Source organism: Novosphingobium sp. PhB55, assembly GCF_004368805.1.
Taxonomy (GTDB): Bacteria; Pseudomonadota; Alphaproteobacteria; order Sphingomonadales; family Sphingomonadaceae; genus Novosphingobium.
Map to the genome: position 1 here is coordinate 416,488 of NZ_SODQ01000008.1, position 16,873 is coordinate 433,360.

10 protein-coding genes are annotated in these 16,873 nt (G+C 65.1%); 6 read left to right on the plus strand and 4 right to left on the minus strand.

Annotation, left to right across the window (positions count from 1 at the left end; all coding sequences use genetic code 11):
• Positions 1-14: 14 nt before the first annotated feature.
• The 3 genes from EDF57_RS21380 to EDF57_RS21390 are packed head-to-tail and all read right to left on the minus strand — an operon-like array spanning position 15 to position 7,100.
• On the minus strand, positions 15-1,883 hold the full coding sequence (locus EDF57_RS21380; protein ID WP_208324920.1) for an Svx/AvrXca family virulence/avirulence protein: 1,869 nt from the start codon (positions 1,881-1,883) through the stop codon (positions 15-17).
• Positions 1,884-1,885: 2 nt separating this feature from the next.
• Positions 1,886-4,675 (minus strand): DUF5695 domain-containing protein, encoded by a 2,790-nt coding sequence (locus tag EDF57_RS21385; protein WP_134095705.1) that lies wholly within the window; start codon positions 4,673-4,675, stop codon positions 1,886-1,888.
• A gap of 19 nt (positions 4,676-4,694) precedes the next feature.
• Positions 4,695-7,100: a DPP IV N-terminal domain-containing protein gene (locus EDF57_RS21390; RefSeq protein WP_166675342.1), complete on the minus strand. Its 2,406-nt coding sequence runs from the start codon at positions 7,098-7,100 to the stop codon at positions 4,695-4,697.
• A 200-nt stretch (positions 7,101-7,300) separates the two neighbouring features.
• Here EDF57_RS21390 and EDF57_RS21395 point away from each other — a divergent pair, with 200 nt between their 5' ends.
• Both EDF57_RS21395 and EDF57_RS21400 read left to right on the plus strand, forming a co-directional pair.
• The gene (locus tag EDF57_RS21395) at positions 7,301-8,971 is read left to right on the plus strand and encodes a family 43 glycosylhydrolase (RefSeq protein ID WP_243841194.1); all 1,671 of its coding nucleotides are present in this window, start codon (positions 7,301-7,303) and stop codon (positions 8,969-8,971) included.
• A gap of 253 nt (positions 8,972-9,224) precedes the next feature.
• Positions 9,225-11,954 carry a TonB-dependent receptor gene (locus tag EDF57_RS21400; protein WP_166675343.1) on the plus strand — a complete coding sequence of 910 codons (2,730 nt, stop codon included), beginning with the start codon at positions 9,225-9,227 and terminating at the stop codon, positions 11,952-11,954.
• A 60-nt stretch (positions 11,955-12,014) separates the two neighbouring features.
• Here EDF57_RS21400 and EDF57_RS21405 read toward each other — a convergent pair whose 3' ends face one another.
• On the minus strand, positions 12,015-12,938 hold the full coding sequence (locus EDF57_RS21405; RefSeq protein WP_134095708.1) for an SMP-30/gluconolactonase/LRE family protein: 924 nt from the start codon (positions 12,936-12,938) through the stop codon (positions 12,015-12,017).
• A gap of 149 nt (positions 12,939-13,087) precedes the next feature.
• On the opposite strand from EDF57_RS21405, the gene EDF57_RS21410 reads away from it, so the two are divergent.
• The 4 genes from EDF57_RS21410 to EDF57_RS21425 all read left to right on the plus strand — a co-directional run bounded on the left by EDF57_RS21410 (position 13,088) and on the right by EDF57_RS21425 (position 16,716).
• Positions 13,088-14,044 (plus strand): hydroxyacid dehydrogenase, encoded by a 957-nt coding sequence (locus EDF57_RS21410; RefSeq protein ID WP_132266100.1) that lies wholly within the window; start codon positions 13,088-13,090, stop codon positions 14,042-14,044.
• Positions 14,041-14,763, plus strand: coding sequence for a 4-carboxy-4-hydroxy-2-oxoadipate aldolase/oxaloacetate decarboxylase (locus EDF57_RS21415; protein ID WP_134095709.1), 723 nt, complete (start codon positions 14,041-14,043; stop codon positions 14,761-14,763). Before EDF57_RS21410 ends, EDF57_RS21415 begins: the two co-directional genes overlap by 4 nt.
• 112 nt (positions 14,764-14,875) lie before the next feature.
• Entirely contained in the window at positions 14,876-16,198 is a 1,323-nt protein-coding gene (locus tag EDF57_RS21420) for an NtaA/DmoA family FMN-dependent monooxygenase (protein ID WP_243841195.1), read from the plus strand.
• A gap of 65 nt (positions 16,199-16,263) precedes the next feature.
• Positions 16,264-16,716 (plus strand): tRNA (cytidine(34)-2'-O)-methyltransferase, encoded by a 453-nt coding sequence (locus tag EDF57_RS21425; RefSeq protein ID WP_134095710.1) that lies wholly within the window; start codon positions 16,264-16,266, stop codon positions 16,714-16,716.
• Positions 16,717-16,873 lie beyond the last annotated feature (157 nt).

Consider the following 16,873-nt stretch of genomic DNA (forward strand, 5'->3'; position numbering starts at 1 on the left):
CGTGGGCGATCCTTTCACGGGATCCAGCGGTATCGCCGTCTTGCGGTGACTTCCGGGACGGGCGCGGAAAGATTCGCGCCGTGCCTTGGGTCCTTGACGCTCTCGGGATCGACGAAGCCGTAGAACACCCCGCTGGAGGCTGAACCGCCGCGCTGCTCGACATCGCCAAGGTTCTGCGCCGTTCCCGAAAGAACGATGCCCTTCTCGTACTCCCCTATGCCCAGCATCGCGGTGGCGGCACGGGCCTTGTCCTTCAACACGGTGTCGCCGCGCAGCACCGTGAGGCCCGAAACCACCGCCTCGTCCCTTACTTGCGCCTTATCGAGCACGACGGCGTGATCCTCGATCCGCGCCTTGCCGGAAACGGTGCCGGAAACCACGCGGGCATAGGGGCCGACATAAGCGCCCGGCGCCACCGTGGCGGCGGGGCCGACCCAGCCGCCGCCGTTCGCGTGACGGTGGCCGCCCGGGATCGGCTCCGGCGCACCGGCCTGCCAGCGGTCGGGCATCGCGCCCTCGAACTGGACCATCCAGGGATAGCGATAGATCGCGTAATAGGGCTGGTCCCAGCGGATCTTCTGCATCCGCGAAGGGGTAGCCATGACGACGAGGTAGAGGCCGGTGTCGCCCGCCTGAACAGCCATCGCAGCCGCGCCCTTTGCGCCGCTCTGCAAGGGGGAGTACCGACTCTTGCCGTCCGCCCCCACCGCGACGACACCCCAGCGCCAGTCGGATGCGGGCGGCGGGATCGTTTCCGGCTCGTCCGCCAGCCCCGGCAGCGCATTTGTCGCGCTGGCTTGCTGGACGATACCCCGGAACGTCACGGTCACCCGCGCGCTGCCGGGATCGGGATGCAGCCTGACCACATTGTAGCCCCAGCGCTGCGGCGCCCACATGTCCGGCACGGCGAAGCGGCGGCGGCGCAGGTCCACCGGATCGAGCACTGTCGCGGAGAGAATGCCGGCGTCGGTGGTCTGCTCGTAAGTCCCGTAGTTCCGGCGAAAAACCGCGCCCTGGTCGCTGCCATCGGGGTTGGTGTAGTCCCAATTGGCGTTCCGCAGCGCCCAGTTCCCGAACACGTCGTTAAGCTGCGCCTGGGTCCAGTTCCGGCTCGCCTGCAGGACGGAGAAGGGATCGGCAGTGAGACGCGCGGGGTCGTCCTTGCCGGGGGCGGTCCGCCAGATCGCGTTGACCGCCTCGAAGCCGTATGTGTCCTTGAGGTATTCGAAGAACTGCCAATTGCAATAACGGCTGCGGGTGGAGCCGTAATAGAGGTGCGGATATTGCTTGAGCAGCACCGAGCAATGCGTGTTTTCGCGGAATTCGGGCAGTTGCACCGTCATCCAGTTGGCATGGCTCTCGAACATCCAGCCGGTGTAGGGCGAATCCATCAGGCGGCCGGTGGCGGCCTGAAGCGCATGGGTCAGTTCATGGGCAAGACCGAAGCGGTCCTTGAGGGCACCGGGATCGATCCACATGCCCATGTGGCCCAGCTCATCGGCGCCGCCGGTAAGGCCGTAACCCACGCCGATATAGGCGTTGACCTTGAACTTGCCCGCAGAGCCGCAATGCGGCTCGGGAAATTTCAGGGTGCCGAGGAAATAGTCCCAGACATATTCCAGATGCTTCGCGGCAGCCCTGGCCACTTCGGCGTCGACCGTGCCCGCCTTCCAGTGAAGCGCGAAATGCGGGCTTTCCATCTGGAGCGGCAACGCGGAATTCGCCGCGTCCGAAGGGTCGGTAACCGCCACCTTCCAGTCCCCGGCCACGCAGGCCGCACTCGGTGTGGAGCCGGTGACCGGGGAGGCAAGCACCGGCGCTGGCGGGAAGGCCCCTCCCGAAAGAAGAACAGCCAGCACCGAAGCCTGAAGCAGGACTTTCATCGTCAGCGCGGGCTTAGCGTGACGGTGGTTTCCGCATCGCCCAGCGCGATCGCAAAGCCGCCGCGATCGGCGGTGCCGGTGTCCGCGGCGTAAGTCTTGCCGCCAGCCGTGGTCGTCTCGAACAGGAGACGCGCGCGCGGGGCGATCGCCGTGGCCGGATCGAGCTTCAGCACGACCTTGCCGGTCTTCGCGTCATAATCGGCGCTCTTGATGCGGCCCGATTCCAGCGTGATCCAGAGGCCTGCCGGGGCGATGAAGAGGCGGCGGCGGGCTCCGTCCTTCGGTTCGACATGAACCCGGGCGCCCTTGGCCGTCAGTTCGCCGCCGAAGCCCAGCCAGCCGAACTGCGGATCGTCGACCATGTAAGTCGCCGAGGTGATGGCGTGGCCGTAGAAGCCCATGCCGTAGTCGCCGGTGATGGCGTCCCACTTCATCATGTCGGGCCAGGAGTGGAACGCGGCAGAACCGAAGCCCTGCTGGTCGATATTGGTCACGCCGCCCATCATGCCGCCGTAGGCGACGCGCAGGAGGTGCAGGTCGGTGGGGTTCTGGCGATAGGCGTCGAACAGCGGCACTGCGTTCAGCGCGGAGCCGTAGTGGTGGATCTGCCGCTCGATGCGCGAGACCTTGCCGCCATATAGGAAGTCCCAGTAGCGGCGGGCATTGCCGTTGTAGCCCCAGCTCGGAATGGTCGGATCGTAGGCGAGGATGACCTCGCGCGTTTCGTCCGCCTGGGGCTGATAGCCGAAATAGCGCATCCAGGCGTAGACTTCGGGCTGGCCGGTGGAATCCCAGGCCATCTCGCTGCCGAACGGGAACTTGAGCGTGCGCCAGTGGTCGGCGCGGCCCTTCATCAGGCCTTCCATTTCCGTGGCTTCGGCACTCAGGCCCTCGCGCTTGAGATCCTTGAGGATGTCGATGAAGACATCGCCCTCCATCTGCCCGAACTGCGCATAGTACGGTGCATCGCGCATCATCGCCACGGACGTGCGGTAGGCCCACTCCAGGTAGAACTTCCAATCGTGCTGCTTGACCAGGCCCTGGTTGTCACGCGCAAGGCGGTAGAGCACCCAGTGGCCGATGGCGACATGCGGATAGTTGTAGGAGCGGCCGAGATCGTCCGAATCCTTCTTCGACCAGGCCGTCCAGCTCTTCCAGTCGATCTTGGGATCGTAGTAGTTCGGGAACTCGACCGGATCGTAGTAGAAGATACTCTTCTTCACCGCGCCCGCCTGCGGGCCATCCTCGACCTGCAGGGTGCCGAGCACGGTCTCGTTGACGAGGCGCTCCAGCTTGGCGACTTCCTCGGCATTGGGATTGTCGAGCTGCTTCATCATCGCGGCAACCCACGAACCGGCACCGCCCTCGTCGCTCATTCCGGACACCCAGACACGGCCATCCTGCGTGAGGATCCTGTTGTCCTCGCGGTCGTAGGAAAGGATCGCAGGGCTGCGGTGGAAGGGATCGCCCTTGCCTTCGAACCACTGGTCGGTGGTGGTGAAGTGGCCGATGTCCGCCATCACCTGTTCGAGCGGCTTGGTGATGTAGTAGCTGACCGTCTGCTTCTGGCCATCGGCATAAGTCACGGTCAGCCGCGCCTGGCCCCAGCCGGAAGCCTTGACCTGATAGCGGGACCATCCCCCCCCGTTCTTGTAGGTGCCGCTCTTCCCGGCGATCGCGGTGAGCGCGCCTTCGGGGAAGGATTCGATCTTCGCCACTTTGCTCGGCGTCTTGAGGAACAGGCTGGCGGTCTGGTCGGTCGGCACGACATAGCCGGGAATGCCCACCGCGACCGGGCGCTTGTTCGCCACCAGCGTGTCCTCGATCTTGCGGATATCGGGGGCAGTCACGAAGCGGAGGCCGATCGTGCGGCTTTCACCCGGAGCAAGCGTGATGCTGGTCGGCGCGTTCCACTGCTGGCCGGCCTTTGCCCATTCCTTCTCGGCAAAGCCCTTGCTGGCCACCGTCCAGTCGTAGAACCCTTCCGAGACCTGGCTGCGCTGGCTCTTGTCAGTGAAGATGTCGCCATTCCTGGCGGCGCGCGCCTCGATGATCGGGCGATAGGCTTCGAGCGGGGTGCCCTTCTCGGGCAGCACCAGCAGCGCCGGTCCCTGTCCGTTGAGGCGCGTGACCTGAAGATAGCCCGCGTCTCGGCCGATGTAGGGATCGACGAAGCTCGCCTCGGCATGGGCCTGGTCCAGGTCGCGGTCGAGGATGATGTTGTCGAACACCATCGGCATGCCCAGGCCGCCGATCTCGACCGCGGCGCTGCTGGTGTTGACCAGAGTGAAGCGCATGGCGAGCACGCCCGCCTCGTTCACCCAGCGGCGCTCGACGCGCAGCGGCATTGCCCCGCCATTTCCGGAGGTGCCCATCGACGCGGTGATGTCGGCGGCGGCAAGCACGTCCTTGCCGCCCGGCAGCGCCGTGATCTGCTGGCGCGCATGGGCGGAAGAATAGTCCTGCCACTCGGAACCGGCCGTCTTGAGGCGGATGTGGATGTCGCCGATGTGGACGTAGCCGTCGCTTGCACGTTCGGCCTCGCGGCCGGCCGGCACGAAGTCGAAAGCGGTGTCACCCTTGGGCGAGAGATGGGCCAGCGTCTGGGTATCCGCACGCAAGGCGAGATCGAAGGTTGCCGTCTCCATCTCGGTCTTGCGGATCGGGGGGAATACCTTCTTCGGCTTCGGCGCCTCGCCCTCCTCCGCGTGAGCGATGCTCGTGGGCAACGCCGCCGGCAGAGTGCCGAGCACCAGGGCAATGAGCGGAAGGGGCTTCAGGAGACGCTTCATTTCTGATCCTTGAAGGAAATTAGTGGGCGGCCGTGGCGACGGCGGGCTTGGCCGGCTGTACCGGGCCGAGTGCAGGCGGCGTTTCGCCGAGCAGGTACTGGGTGAAATAGTCGCGCAGCTTCTTCCAGAAGAAGGGCCGGTAGACGTTGTGCGTGGCATTGGGCATCACGATGAGATCGACGTCCCTCCCGGCATCCATCAGCGCCTTGGCGAGCCGGTAGCTCTCGGTGATGGGCACGTTGTCGTCGATGTCGCCGTGGACGAGCAGCAGGTGGCCCTTGAGCTGGCCCGCTACCGCCATGTTCGAATTCCGCTCCCAGGTCGCCTCGTCGGCATAGCCCATCGAGACTTCCGGCCACCAGGTCTTGTCGAGGCGCAAGTCGTGGTTGCCCGAGGAGGCGACGCCCACCTTGAAGAAGTCCGGGCGGCGCAGCACGAAGCGTGCGGTGTCATAGCCCCCGGCCGAACCGCCGAACACGCCCACGCGGTTCACGTCCATATAAGGGTATTTCGCGGCCATCTGGCGGATCAGCGCGATGTGATCGTCCAGCCCCACCTCACCGAGGTTCTGGAAGGCAGGCAGGCGGAACTTCTGTCCGCGCCGCGAGGTGCCGGTGCCGTCGATCATCACGACGATCGCGCCGATCTGCGCCACGCTGTTGCCGGCCACGCGCCGCGCGTCGCTCCAGGTGGCAGGCACATCCGTGGTGGTCGGGCCGGTGTAGACGTTGTCGATCACCGGATAGCTGCGGCCGGGATCGAAATGCGCCGGGCGGTAGATCATGCCGTAGATCGGCGTCGTGCCGTCCGCGGCAACACCCTTGAACGGTTCGGGCGGGGTGTAGCCGGTGCGGCGCAGGCGGCTGTCGTCCGCCCGCGCGAGTTCCTTGACGATCCGCCCGGTCGCGCCTTCGCGCAGCACCGCACGCGTCGGCGTTGTCGGGCTCGACATCTGATCGACGATCCACTTGCCGTCGGGCGAGACCTGGGCATTGTGATCGAGCGGCTCGGGCGTGAGTTCGGTGAGTTCGCCGCCCGCGATCGGAACCCGGTACAGCGCGCGCCAATAGGGATTGCGCGCCCCTTCGCCCGACGCTTCTCCCGCCCCTTCTCTCGATGTTTCGCGGCCGACGCCGGTGACGACCAGCGACACCTTGTCCTCCGCCACATTATCGACGGTGAGCACTTCCCAGGCCCCGGTGGTCAGCGCCTTCCCGCCATCCGGACCGAGGTCTGGCGTGACGAGGTAAAGCTGCGCCCAGCCGGTCCGCTCGGAGATCGAAAGTTCGCCGCCCAGTTCGGGCGCGGGGAAGATCATGCTCGAAGTCACGGTGACGACCGGCTTCACCGCCTCGTGCACGACGATCCGGGCCACGCCGGTCTGCGGATCGGCGAGGTAGACGGCCTGCTGACCGTAGCCGCGTTCGGTCCAGAGCGCGCGGACTTTGCCGTCCAGCCAGCCCATGTCCGGCGGCGCGGGGTAGAGAAGCGATTCCGCCGGCATCTGGATCGGCACGATCTGCGCCTTGCCCTTGCGCAGGGCCTGCCTGACATCCACCACGAAGCGCGTCGCCTGCGGCAGCTTCTCGGCCCCCGCCAGCGGATAGACGTAGCTGAAGCTGCGCGGGTAGAAACTGCCGGGCGGGTTCTGCTGGGTGATCGAAAGCTTCTTCACCGCACGCGTGTCGAGCCGCCAGCTCAGCAGGTAGCGGCCGTCCGGCGACCACTGCGCCGATACCGGCATGGCCGGTTCCTCGGTCCCTTCGCGCAGGATATCGGACAATTCCGGGATCGAGCGGCCATAGGGCTGCTCCCGCGTACCGTCCGTGGTGAGGGCCACTTCGCGGCCGCTGGCGATATCCACGGCGTAGAGATTGAAATCCCGGGCGACGATCTTCGTCTTGCCGTCCGGCGAAGCAAGATCCATCTCGCGATGATCCGCCGCTTCGACCTGCAGGGCCTTGCCCGCCGCATCCAGGCTCCAGAGCGCACCGTCGAAGGCGCGGAACCGCACTTCGCCCTGCGCGGGGTCGTAGTCGACATCGGCGATCCGGGCATCGTCGATCAAGACCGGAGCGCCCTTGGCAGCGGCCAGCGCCGCCAGCAGCGCCGTGGTGGAGGTGATCTCCCGGCTCTGCTGGCTGGCAAGGTCCAGCAAGTGGTAACGCTGCTCCAGCCGGTTGCCGGTGCGGTAGAACAACCCGCCCTCCACGAAGCGAGGCGCGACATCGGCATTGTCGATGAGGTCGCCCAGCGCGCTGCCCAGGTATTTCTCGGCATCGGCATAACGCGCGTCGATGCTGGGGACGGCTGCGACCGCGCCGCGCGCATCACGCGCTTCGGCCGTGACCGTGAGCATCGGCACCGCCCAGGCCAGGGCAACGAGGCTGATCGATTTCGCGAAAGGTAAGGTCGAAGCACGCACGGCTGAAATCGCTCGGTTGTTTCGGAAGACCATCGTGTCATGACCTCCGGCCAATCGATAATCAAGGAAAATATACGATATATAATCAGTTTTGTCTTAATGCGCTGTTTGATAGCGCTACCCCAGAACTTGCGCAGGAACCTATTGACTGAAAGCCAGGAACGCCTCCACTGTATACGATATTCGATAGGAGTATCAGCGTGCAATCATCTAGGCGTGGAACTGGCCGGCGCCCTGCCCTTCCCTTCGGCCGCGGTGCCGCCTCGGTCCGAACCCAGGCCTGCGCATGGGCGGCGATCCTGGGAATCGGCCTTTCGCCGGCGGCGGTCGGCGCTCAGGAAGCCGCCCCGGTCAGCCGCGAGCTTGCGGTGCCCGGCAATCCTATTCTCGCCGACGGCGACTACTATTCCACCGACCCGGCGCCGCTCGTCGCCGATGGCCAGCTCTGGATCCTCACGGGTCGCGACGAGGCGGCCAGCGACGTCAACGACTTCATCATGCCCGAATGGCAACTGCTGAAGACCGCGGATCCCGCCTCCGGCAAGTGGACGCATTACCCTGCCATCATCAAGCCGGAGAATGTCTTCGCCTGGGCCGAGAAGGCCCGCGCCTACGCCGGCCAGATCGTCGAGGGGCCTCGCGCCGCAGACGGCAGGAAGCGCTACTACCTCTATGCCCCCGTGCTGGAGAGAGACAGCAACGCCGAGGACAAGTTCGCGATCGGCGTGGCCGTGGCCGACAGTCCGCTGGGGCCGTGGCGCGATGCCCATCCAGCCGGTCCGATCATCTCGCAGAAGGTGCCCTACCCCAACAAGATCCAGAACATCGACCCCACCGTGATCGTCGACGACGATCAGCGGGTCTATATCTACTGGGGCACGTTCGGCCAGCTTCGCGGGATGGAACTAGCACGTGACATGATCACGCCCAAGGGACCCGAGCAGACCGTCACCGGCCTGACCGGCTTCTTCGAAGCCCCGTGGATCATGAAACGCAAGGGCACTTATTACATGCTCTACGCCGGCAACAACGCCGGCCCGAAATCCGACTGCACGCAGGCCGTCTACTATGCCTGCATCGCCTATGGCAGCGCGCCCTCTCCAATGGGACCGTGGACCTATCGGGGCGTCATGTTGCATCCCGTATCCTCCACCACCTCCCATCCGGGCGCGGTAGAGTTCAAGGGGCAGTGGTACCTTGCCTATCACACGGCGGATGCGAAAGGCGGCGGACACTTCCGCCGCAGCGTCGCGCTGGACAGGATGGAATGGGACGACAGCGTTGTCCCCGCGCGCATTCGCACCGTCGTGCCGACCTTGCGCCCGCAGCCCCCCTTGCCGCCCAGCCGCAACATTGCGCGCGCGGCCTGGGCCACCGCCTCGAACGATCCCGTGCCGGTGCAGTTCTGGATCAAGGCCCTGAACAACGGCGCCGTCAAGGAAGCACCGCTCCCGCCCGACATGTGGGGCAGCTGGTCACCGAACAACCCGCCGCGTCAGTGGATCGAATATCGCTGGGACAAGCCGGTGACGATCGACGGGTCGCGCCTGTGGTTCTGGAACGACCAGCCGGCCGGATCCGGCGTGGGCGTGGCGCCGCCTGCGAGCTGGCATCTCGAATACTGGAATTCTACCGGCAAGCGCGGCTGGAAAACCGTTCCCAGGGCCAGCGCCTACGGTACGACCCCCGGCGCGTTCCAGGATGTTTCGTTCCCTGCGATCACGACCCGCTGCCTCCGCGCGGTGATGGACGCCTCCACGGACGGAAAGACCCATGCGGCACTGGCCGTCCAGGAATGGGAAGTCCTGGCTCCGAAGCCTCAGCCCATTGCCGTCCGCTCGGACAATTCGCCACTGGATAGCTGCTCCTGATCTTACCGAACGGGTCAGCAAACCTTCAAAAAAGCTCAGGAGAGGCGCGGGTTACAAACCCGCGCCTCTTTTGCCATCCGCTTTTCGGATCTGTCGCCGAACCCCATCTAGTCGGACAAAAATGTTTCCAAACCGTCACAATCGCCTTGACTCGTTACGAATATCGTAGGACGTATACGATATAAGTAAGGGCATCGGATCGAAGGTGCCGCGGATCAAAACAGGGGGTTTTTCGATGAAATCATTGAGAGTCTTGAAGCTTTCGACGGCGCTGACTTCGATCGTCGCGGTCGGGATGGCTGCTCCTGCATGGGCACAGGGCACGCTGGGCACCGCTTCCGAATTGTCGGACCAGAGCCAGGCCGCCCCCGTGGACATCCTCGTTACCGGCGTGCGCGGCAGTGTCGAAGCCGCCGCCACCAAGAAGAGGAATTCCAAGCAGATCGTCGATTCCGTCGTCTCGGAAGACGTCGGCAAGCTGCCCGACAACAATGTCCCCGAAGCCCTCGCGCGCGTCACCGGCGTGCAGATCGAACGCGCCCGCGGACAAGGCCAGAGCGTGACCATCCGCGGCCTCGACCAGGTGCAGACGACGATCAACGGCAATAACACCAACCTCGGTGCTGGCCGCTCGATCGACCTTTCCGACGTTCCGGCGGAACTGCTGAAGCAGGTAGACGTCTATAAGACCCGGTCGGCCGATCAGGTGGAAGGCAGCATCGCGGGCACCGTGAACGTCGAACTGCGCCGCCCCTTCGATCTCAAGAAGGGCCTTACAGTCGCGGGCAGCATTCGCGGCTCCTACGACGATCAGTCCGAGAAAGTCAGTCCTTACGGCAGTCTCTTGATTGCCGACCGTATCGAGACCGGTATCGGTGAGATCGGCTTCCTGCTCAACGGCTCCTGGACCAAGACCAACTACCGCGAGAACTTCATCGAGAGCGAGTCGCCCACGCAGACTGTCGTTGGCGGCAATACCATCGTCATTCCCTATCGCGCGCAGTACGGCATCGAGCAGGGCAACGTGAAGCGCCCTTCGATCAATGCGGTTCTGCAGTGGAAGGCCAGCGATAAGCTCGATTTCGTGCTGGAAGGCGGCTACGTCGGATCACGCGAAAAGCGCTCGGTGGAGCGTCTCTACGTCCAGGACATGCCTTACGCCAGCAACTACAGCGACATCGTGTTGATGCCCGACGGCAGAACCGTAAAATCGCTGACCGTCAGCAACGCCAATGGCGTCAATGCCGGCATCGATTCCCTGTACAACTCGATCCACTCGGATCTCTACACCACGAACTTCGAAGCGCACTGGCATTCGGACAAAGTCCAGATCAATACCGGCGTGCAGTACAACTGGTCGAAGACGGGTAACTACTTCGTCGAAAGCATTCTCAAGCCTCAGGGCCTGACCTCCGCCTCCGTCGATTTCGCCTCGGACATCTACAGCAAGGGCGCACCTTCGATCACGCTCAACGGTGCCGACCTGAACGACGTCTCGTCCTACGGCGTCGACCGCTTCCAGGACAATCTCGGCGGCTCCAAGAACAAGGAATTCGCGGCCCAGGCAGACCTGACGATCCAGCTCAGCGAAACCTCGCTGCTGCGCAGCCTGCAGGTCGGTGGCCGCTTCAACCAGCGTCGTACGAGCAATTACTACGGCTACCGCGATGGCCTGCCCCGCGTGAACGGCGCGCCCGCCCCGCTCAGCCTGTTCCCCGGCTACGATATGGCATCCCAGGTCGGCCCCGACATCGGCGGATCGACGATGCAGTGGTACCGCATCCCCGGCTCCCTGGTGCTGAGCCAGATCGACGACGTTCGCGCCTTCATCCAGCAGTACGATCCCGCCAATGCCGCGCGCTTCTCCACCATCGATCCGCCGAGCGACCGTGGGTCCACGTTCAGCTCCAACGAAAAGAACTTCGCGGCCTATGCGCAGATCAATTACGGCTTCGACATGGGCACCATCCCCGTCGAAGGGCTGATCGGCGCTCGCTTCACCAACACCTGGGGCACGTCGAGCAGCTTCAGCTACCGGCCGGGCGATGCCTCCAACGGCAATCAAGATATCGTCGAGGCCGCAGAGGGCCAGGGCAACTACGCCGACATCCTGCCCAGCGTCTCGGCCGTCATCCATTTCACGCCGAAAGCACAGCTGCGCCTGTCCTACTCCACGAACGTCCAACGCCCGACCTTTGCCGACGCGCGTCCGTTCTATTCGCTTAACCTCACCAGCAATCCGCCGATCGTCTATGCCGGCAATCCAAGCCTCAAGGCGCAACGCGACCAGGCCTTCGACGTCAGCGCCGAATACTACTTCGGTCGCGGCGGCCAGATCTCGCTGGCAGGCTACTACAAGAAGGCCACCGGCTTCCTGCTCTATAGCCGCGAACAGGCATCGGCGGCCGAAATGGCGGCTTACGGCGTCAACCTTGCAGATTATGGCGCCGCGTTCGGCTATGTCGAGCAGCAGCGGAACGCAGGCGACGGTACTTTCGTGGGCCTTGAAGGCACGGTCCAGTCGTTCTTCGACTTCCTGCCGGGCATTCTCAGCAACTTCGGCGTCAGCCTGAACGCCTCGCACATCCTCAAGGCCCGCGTCGAATACGACGATGAGGAGAGCTTCCCGGGCGAGTTCGACTCCCCCAACACCTCGAAGTGGACGGCCAACGCGACCCTGTTCTACGACACGCCCAGCTTCAGCGCACGCGTGGCCTACAACTACCGCTCGTCCTATCGCATCGGCTTCTGGCTCGACGGCCAGGGCTCGGACCGCGCCCGGTATTCGCCCTATAACGGCGCAACCGACCGGCTCGATGCGGCGATCAACTATACGCCCATATCGTTCATGACGCTGTCGCTGGAAGCCTCGAACATCCTGGGCAGCGATGTCTACCGCTATCACGGCAGCGAGGACCTGCTTCCCCTCGGCGTCCGCACTCTGGCGCGTACCGTCCAGGGCAGCGTCCGCTTCCGCTTCTGATCCAGAGCCCATCGACGGGACGCCATGATTGCCACCCGGCAGTCATGGCGTCCCGGCATTTCAGACGCTTGCGGTAAAGATCGGGCGCCCCGGCACCGGCATCTCGGTGCGATAGATGGTGCCGGTGCTTGATTCCGTGAAATAGAGCCAGCGATTGTCCGGCCCGCCATAGGCTGCGTTGGTGGTATAGCGCCCTTCCGGCACGTCGATCCGCAGCATCGGCTCTCCCCGGTTGCTGAACAGCCAGACGGCGCCGAAGCCGACATGGCAGACCGCCAGGTTGTCGTCCTCGTCGATGGCGAGCCCGTCGGGGCCGGAACCACCCGACATCTGGATATAGGTTCCGACTTTGCTCACCACCGCGCCGTCTTCCATCAAGGGGCAGCGCCAGACCGCGTTCGCGCGCGTAACGGCCAGGAAGAGCGCGGTCTCGGCCTTGTTGAGCACGAGGCCATTGGGGCTGGGAATGCCATCGAGCAGCAGTTCCAGCCGCCCGCTGCCGGCGCGTACGCGAAACAGGCGGCCATTGGGGTTCTGCCAACCCGACTGGCCCTGATCGGTGAAATAGATATCGCCGTTACGCGCGATGGTCAGGTCATTGCAGCCCAGGAACGGCTCCAGCAGATAGCGGTCGAACCAGACCTCGGACTGACCGCTGGCCAGGTCGCAGATCACCATGCCCTTGTGATGATCCGCCACCAGCAGCCGTCCGTCCGCCAGGAACTTCATGCCGTTGGGCTGGCCCTCGTACTCGAAACCCACCTCGCAGTGCCCTTCGGGATCGATGCGGAACAATCGGCCCCAGGGAATGTCGGTCACCCAGAGGTTGCCCTCTGCGTCGAAGACCGGCCCTTCGAGGAAGACCGGTGCGGCGGCGCCATGAAGCTGCACGCGCGCCCATTCGGTGGTTTCGCCGAACCGGCGCAGCGTGTCGGGAATGCGGCAGAAAACTTCCGCCATGACGGCGGGCGGCGCTGCGAACATGCTTCCTATCCTCTCCTGAAATCGCCCAGACGGTTTGCACTTATTGGATACATTAAACAGACCTCCCTCCGCTTGACGGCCGATTTTTAGGACCTAACCTTCCAAACAGCAACAACACGTATACATATCGCTGGAGAGGTGAAGGTCCCATGAGTTCTCGCGAGCTCGTCTGCATCATCGACCCGATTCATGCCATCGGCGTAGAGCGGATGTCGCAGGCACACGATATCATCGCACCGGCGAACTGGCGGGACGACGCCCGGCTCGCCGAAACCAGCGTCATCGTGATCCGCACCAGCCCGCTCGGCCCGGAGATTTTCGGGGCGATGCCGCGGCTGAAGGCGATCGTGAAGCACGGCGCCGGGGTGGACAATATCGACATGGCCGCCGCGTCCGCACGCGGCGTCATCGTCGCCAATACCCCCGGCGGCAACAATTCCACTGCCGTGGCCGAAGGCGCCGTGGCCATGATGCTGGCCCTGCTGCGCCGCACGCGCGACATGGACGGCCTGGTGCGCGAGGGTCGCTGGAACGAACGATGGACGGTGCGGCTGGGCGACCTGACCGGCGCGCGCGTGGGCCTCATCGGGTTCGGCCGCATTGCCCGCTGCGTGGCAAGGATCTGCGCAGCCGGCTTCGGCGCGGAAGTCGCGGCCTATGACCCGATGGTGCCGGATACGGAGATCCGCGGGGCCGGGGCGGAACCGCTGCCGCTGGAGGAGATCCTGCGCCGCGACGTGATCTCCATCCACACGCCTTTGACCGAAGCCACGCGCGGCCTGATCGACACCGTGGAACTGGGCATGATGGCGCGCCACGCGATCCTCGTGAACTGTTCCCGCGGCGGCATCGTCAACGAGGCGGCACTGGCCGATGCCTTGAAGGCGGGACAGATCGCCGGCGCCGGCATCGACGTCTTCGAGGCGGAGCCGCCCGCGCCCGACAATCCGCTGTTCGCTCTGCCGAACTGCCTGCTCTCTCCGCATGTCGCCGGCGTGACCGAGGCGGGCATGCGCGACATGGCCCTGAACGTCGCGCAAGTCGTCGAAGACGTGAGCCGCGGGGAGCGGCCGAAGACCCTGCTCAATCCGGAGGCCCTTGCATGACCGCGCCGCTGAAGTCCGTCATCTATCGTCAGATCCCGAGACCCGATCCCGCCCTGGTCGCCCGCGCCGCCCGGTTCGGCGTGGCCGACCTGCACGAGGGCCTGGGTGAAATCGCCGGGCGCATGGGGCTGATGAGCCCTGCCATGACGCCGATCGCGCCCGGACAGAAACTCTGCGGCCCCGCCGTCACCGCATGGAATTTCCCCGGCGACAATCTCGCCATCCACGCCGCCCTCTGGGTGGCCGAAGCGGGCGACGTGTTGGTTCTCACCAATGGCGGAGGGCATCAGGGCGCTCTCTGGGGCGATGTCGCCTGCACATATGCGCAGCGCAAGGGCCTGGCCGGGACCGTGGTGCATGGCGCCATGCGCGACGTCGATGCCATCCGCGCGCTGGGCTATCCGGTCTGGTCCACCGCCGTCTCGGTCGAGCACCCGAAGAAACGCGGGCCGGCCGCCGTCAACGTGCCGGTGGTGGCCGACGGGGTGCGGGTGGAACCCGGAGACCTCGTGGTCGGCGATTCCGACGGGGTGCTGGTGATCCCGCGCGCCTTGATAGAACAGACTGTAGACAGGGCGGAGGCACGCGCCGCCGCCGAAGTCGAATTCCGCCGCCGCATCGGCGAAGGCGAAGTGCTTTTCGGGATCCTCGGCATGGACAGGATCGTCGCCGAACTCGGCATCGAGATTCACGACTGCACCTGGGGAGGGGACCGCTAGCGGTCCGGCAGGGTCTTGCAGGGAGTCCCGAGGCCGGCGATCGTCGGCTTCGGTGCTTCCTGCAAACCGGCCCCCGGGAAACCGGCATAATTGAGCTGCGAGGAGAGAGCCAATGACCGCAAAGGCTGCAGACCGGCGAATGCATCTGGTCAGCTTCCAGATCCATTCCCCGATCAACCACACCGTGCTCAGCTGGGCGGCCCCCGGCGACAACCGGCTTGATGCCATGGCCGACCTGAAGGCCTGGCAGGACCTTGTCCGCACGCTTGAGCGCGGCCGGTTCGACGGGCTGTTCTTCGCCGACACGCCCGGCGTGTTCGACCGTTACCGCGACAGCCACGAGGACGCCGTGAAGTACGGCATCTGCTGGCCCAATCACGATCCCGTGGTCCTGCTCTCCGCCCTCGCCGCCGCCACCGAGCATCTGGGCCTGGCGACCACGATGTCCACGAGTTCCTACCGCCCCTGGACGATCGTGCGGCAGCTTTCCACGCTCGACTATCTCTCGGGCGGGCGCGTCGGCTGGAACATCGTGACCGGGCACTTGCGCGGCGAGCATCGCGCGCTCGGCCTGGAACAGCTGGAGCACGACCGCCGCTACGACGCGGCCGACGAATATATGGAGATCTGCTACCGCCTCTGGGATTCGATCGGCGAAGGTGCGGTGCTCGCCGACCGGAACGCGGGCGTTTATGCCGATCCTGCCAAAGTCGCATTCGTCGACTTCAAGGGCGAGTTCCACAAGTGCCAGACGGTCGGGCCGGTCCTGCCCTCCCCTCAGAAACGGCCGGTGCTGTTCCAGGCCGGCACCTCCGGGCGCGGGATGCGCTTCGGCATCGAGCATGGCGACGTGGTCTTCGCGATCCAGCCCAACCTGCCCGGCATGCAGCGCACCATGCGCCAGCTTGACGAAGCCGCCGCCGGGCTCGGCCGCAAGGCGCCGGGCGTGCTGTTCGGCGTGCAGCCGATCCTCGGCGGTACCGAGGAAGAAGCGCAGCGACACCTGGACGATCTCATCGAACGGCTGCCGCTGGACGGCTGCCTCTCCCGCCTCTCCGGGACGATGGGCGTGGATTTTTCCGGCATCGAACTCGATCAGCCGATGCAGGAACAGGCGACGCAGGCCTCGCAGGGCTTGATGAAGGCTTTCACCTCGGTTCTGGGCGACCGCCCTTTCACCTTGCGCGAAGTCGCCATCAAGTGGGGCCTTGCGGTGGGCATGCCGCAGATCGTCGGAACGCCCGAACAGGTCGCTGCCAGGCTGGAGGAGATCTGGCGCGAAACCGGGTGCCACGGTTTCAACCTCACGCCCACGGTCATGGCCTCCTCGGTCACGAACTTCGTCGACGAGGTCGTGCCGATCCTCCAGAAACGCGGGGTGTTCCGCAGCGACTACGAAGGCCGGACTTTCGCCGCCAACCTGGGGCTGCGCTGAAACGCGGGTCGGCATGCATCATGCGCGGGCTTGCATGGTGCATCGACCGGGGCCAATGAGCCTCGATGCGCATTGCACTCTTCGAACCGGAAATCGCTGGAAACGTCGGCGCCATCCTGCGCCTGAGCGCCTGCCTCGGCGCGGCCGTGGACCTTGTCGAGCCGATGGGCTTCGCCTGGGACGACCGCCGCGTGCGGCGCACCGCCATGGACTACATCGACCACGTCACCATCACGCGCCACGCCGATTTCGAGGCTTTCCGAAGCACGATCGGCGCGAGCAGGCTGGTCCTCTTCACGACAAAGAGCGAACAATCGCCCTACACGTTCACGTTCAGGCCCGACGACATCCTGCTGTTCGGCAAGGAGAGCGCGGGCGTTCCCGTCGATGTCTCGGATATCTGCGACGCCCGGCTTCGCATCCCGATGCGGCCGCAGGTCCGCTCCATGAACCTGGCGACCTCGGCAGCGCTCGCACTGGGCGAGGCGCTGCGGCAGACGGACGCCCTGCCGGACTAACCGGCGCACATCGAAATGCCTGTCCGGATCTTCGAACCGGGCAGGCATTCGGGGCGATACGCCGTCAGGCGACGGAGGAGAGACGGAACTCCTGCCTGCGCGCGCCGGTATCGAAGCGGGCGGCCTGGTCGTTGAGCGATCCGGCCTCGGTGGTGAG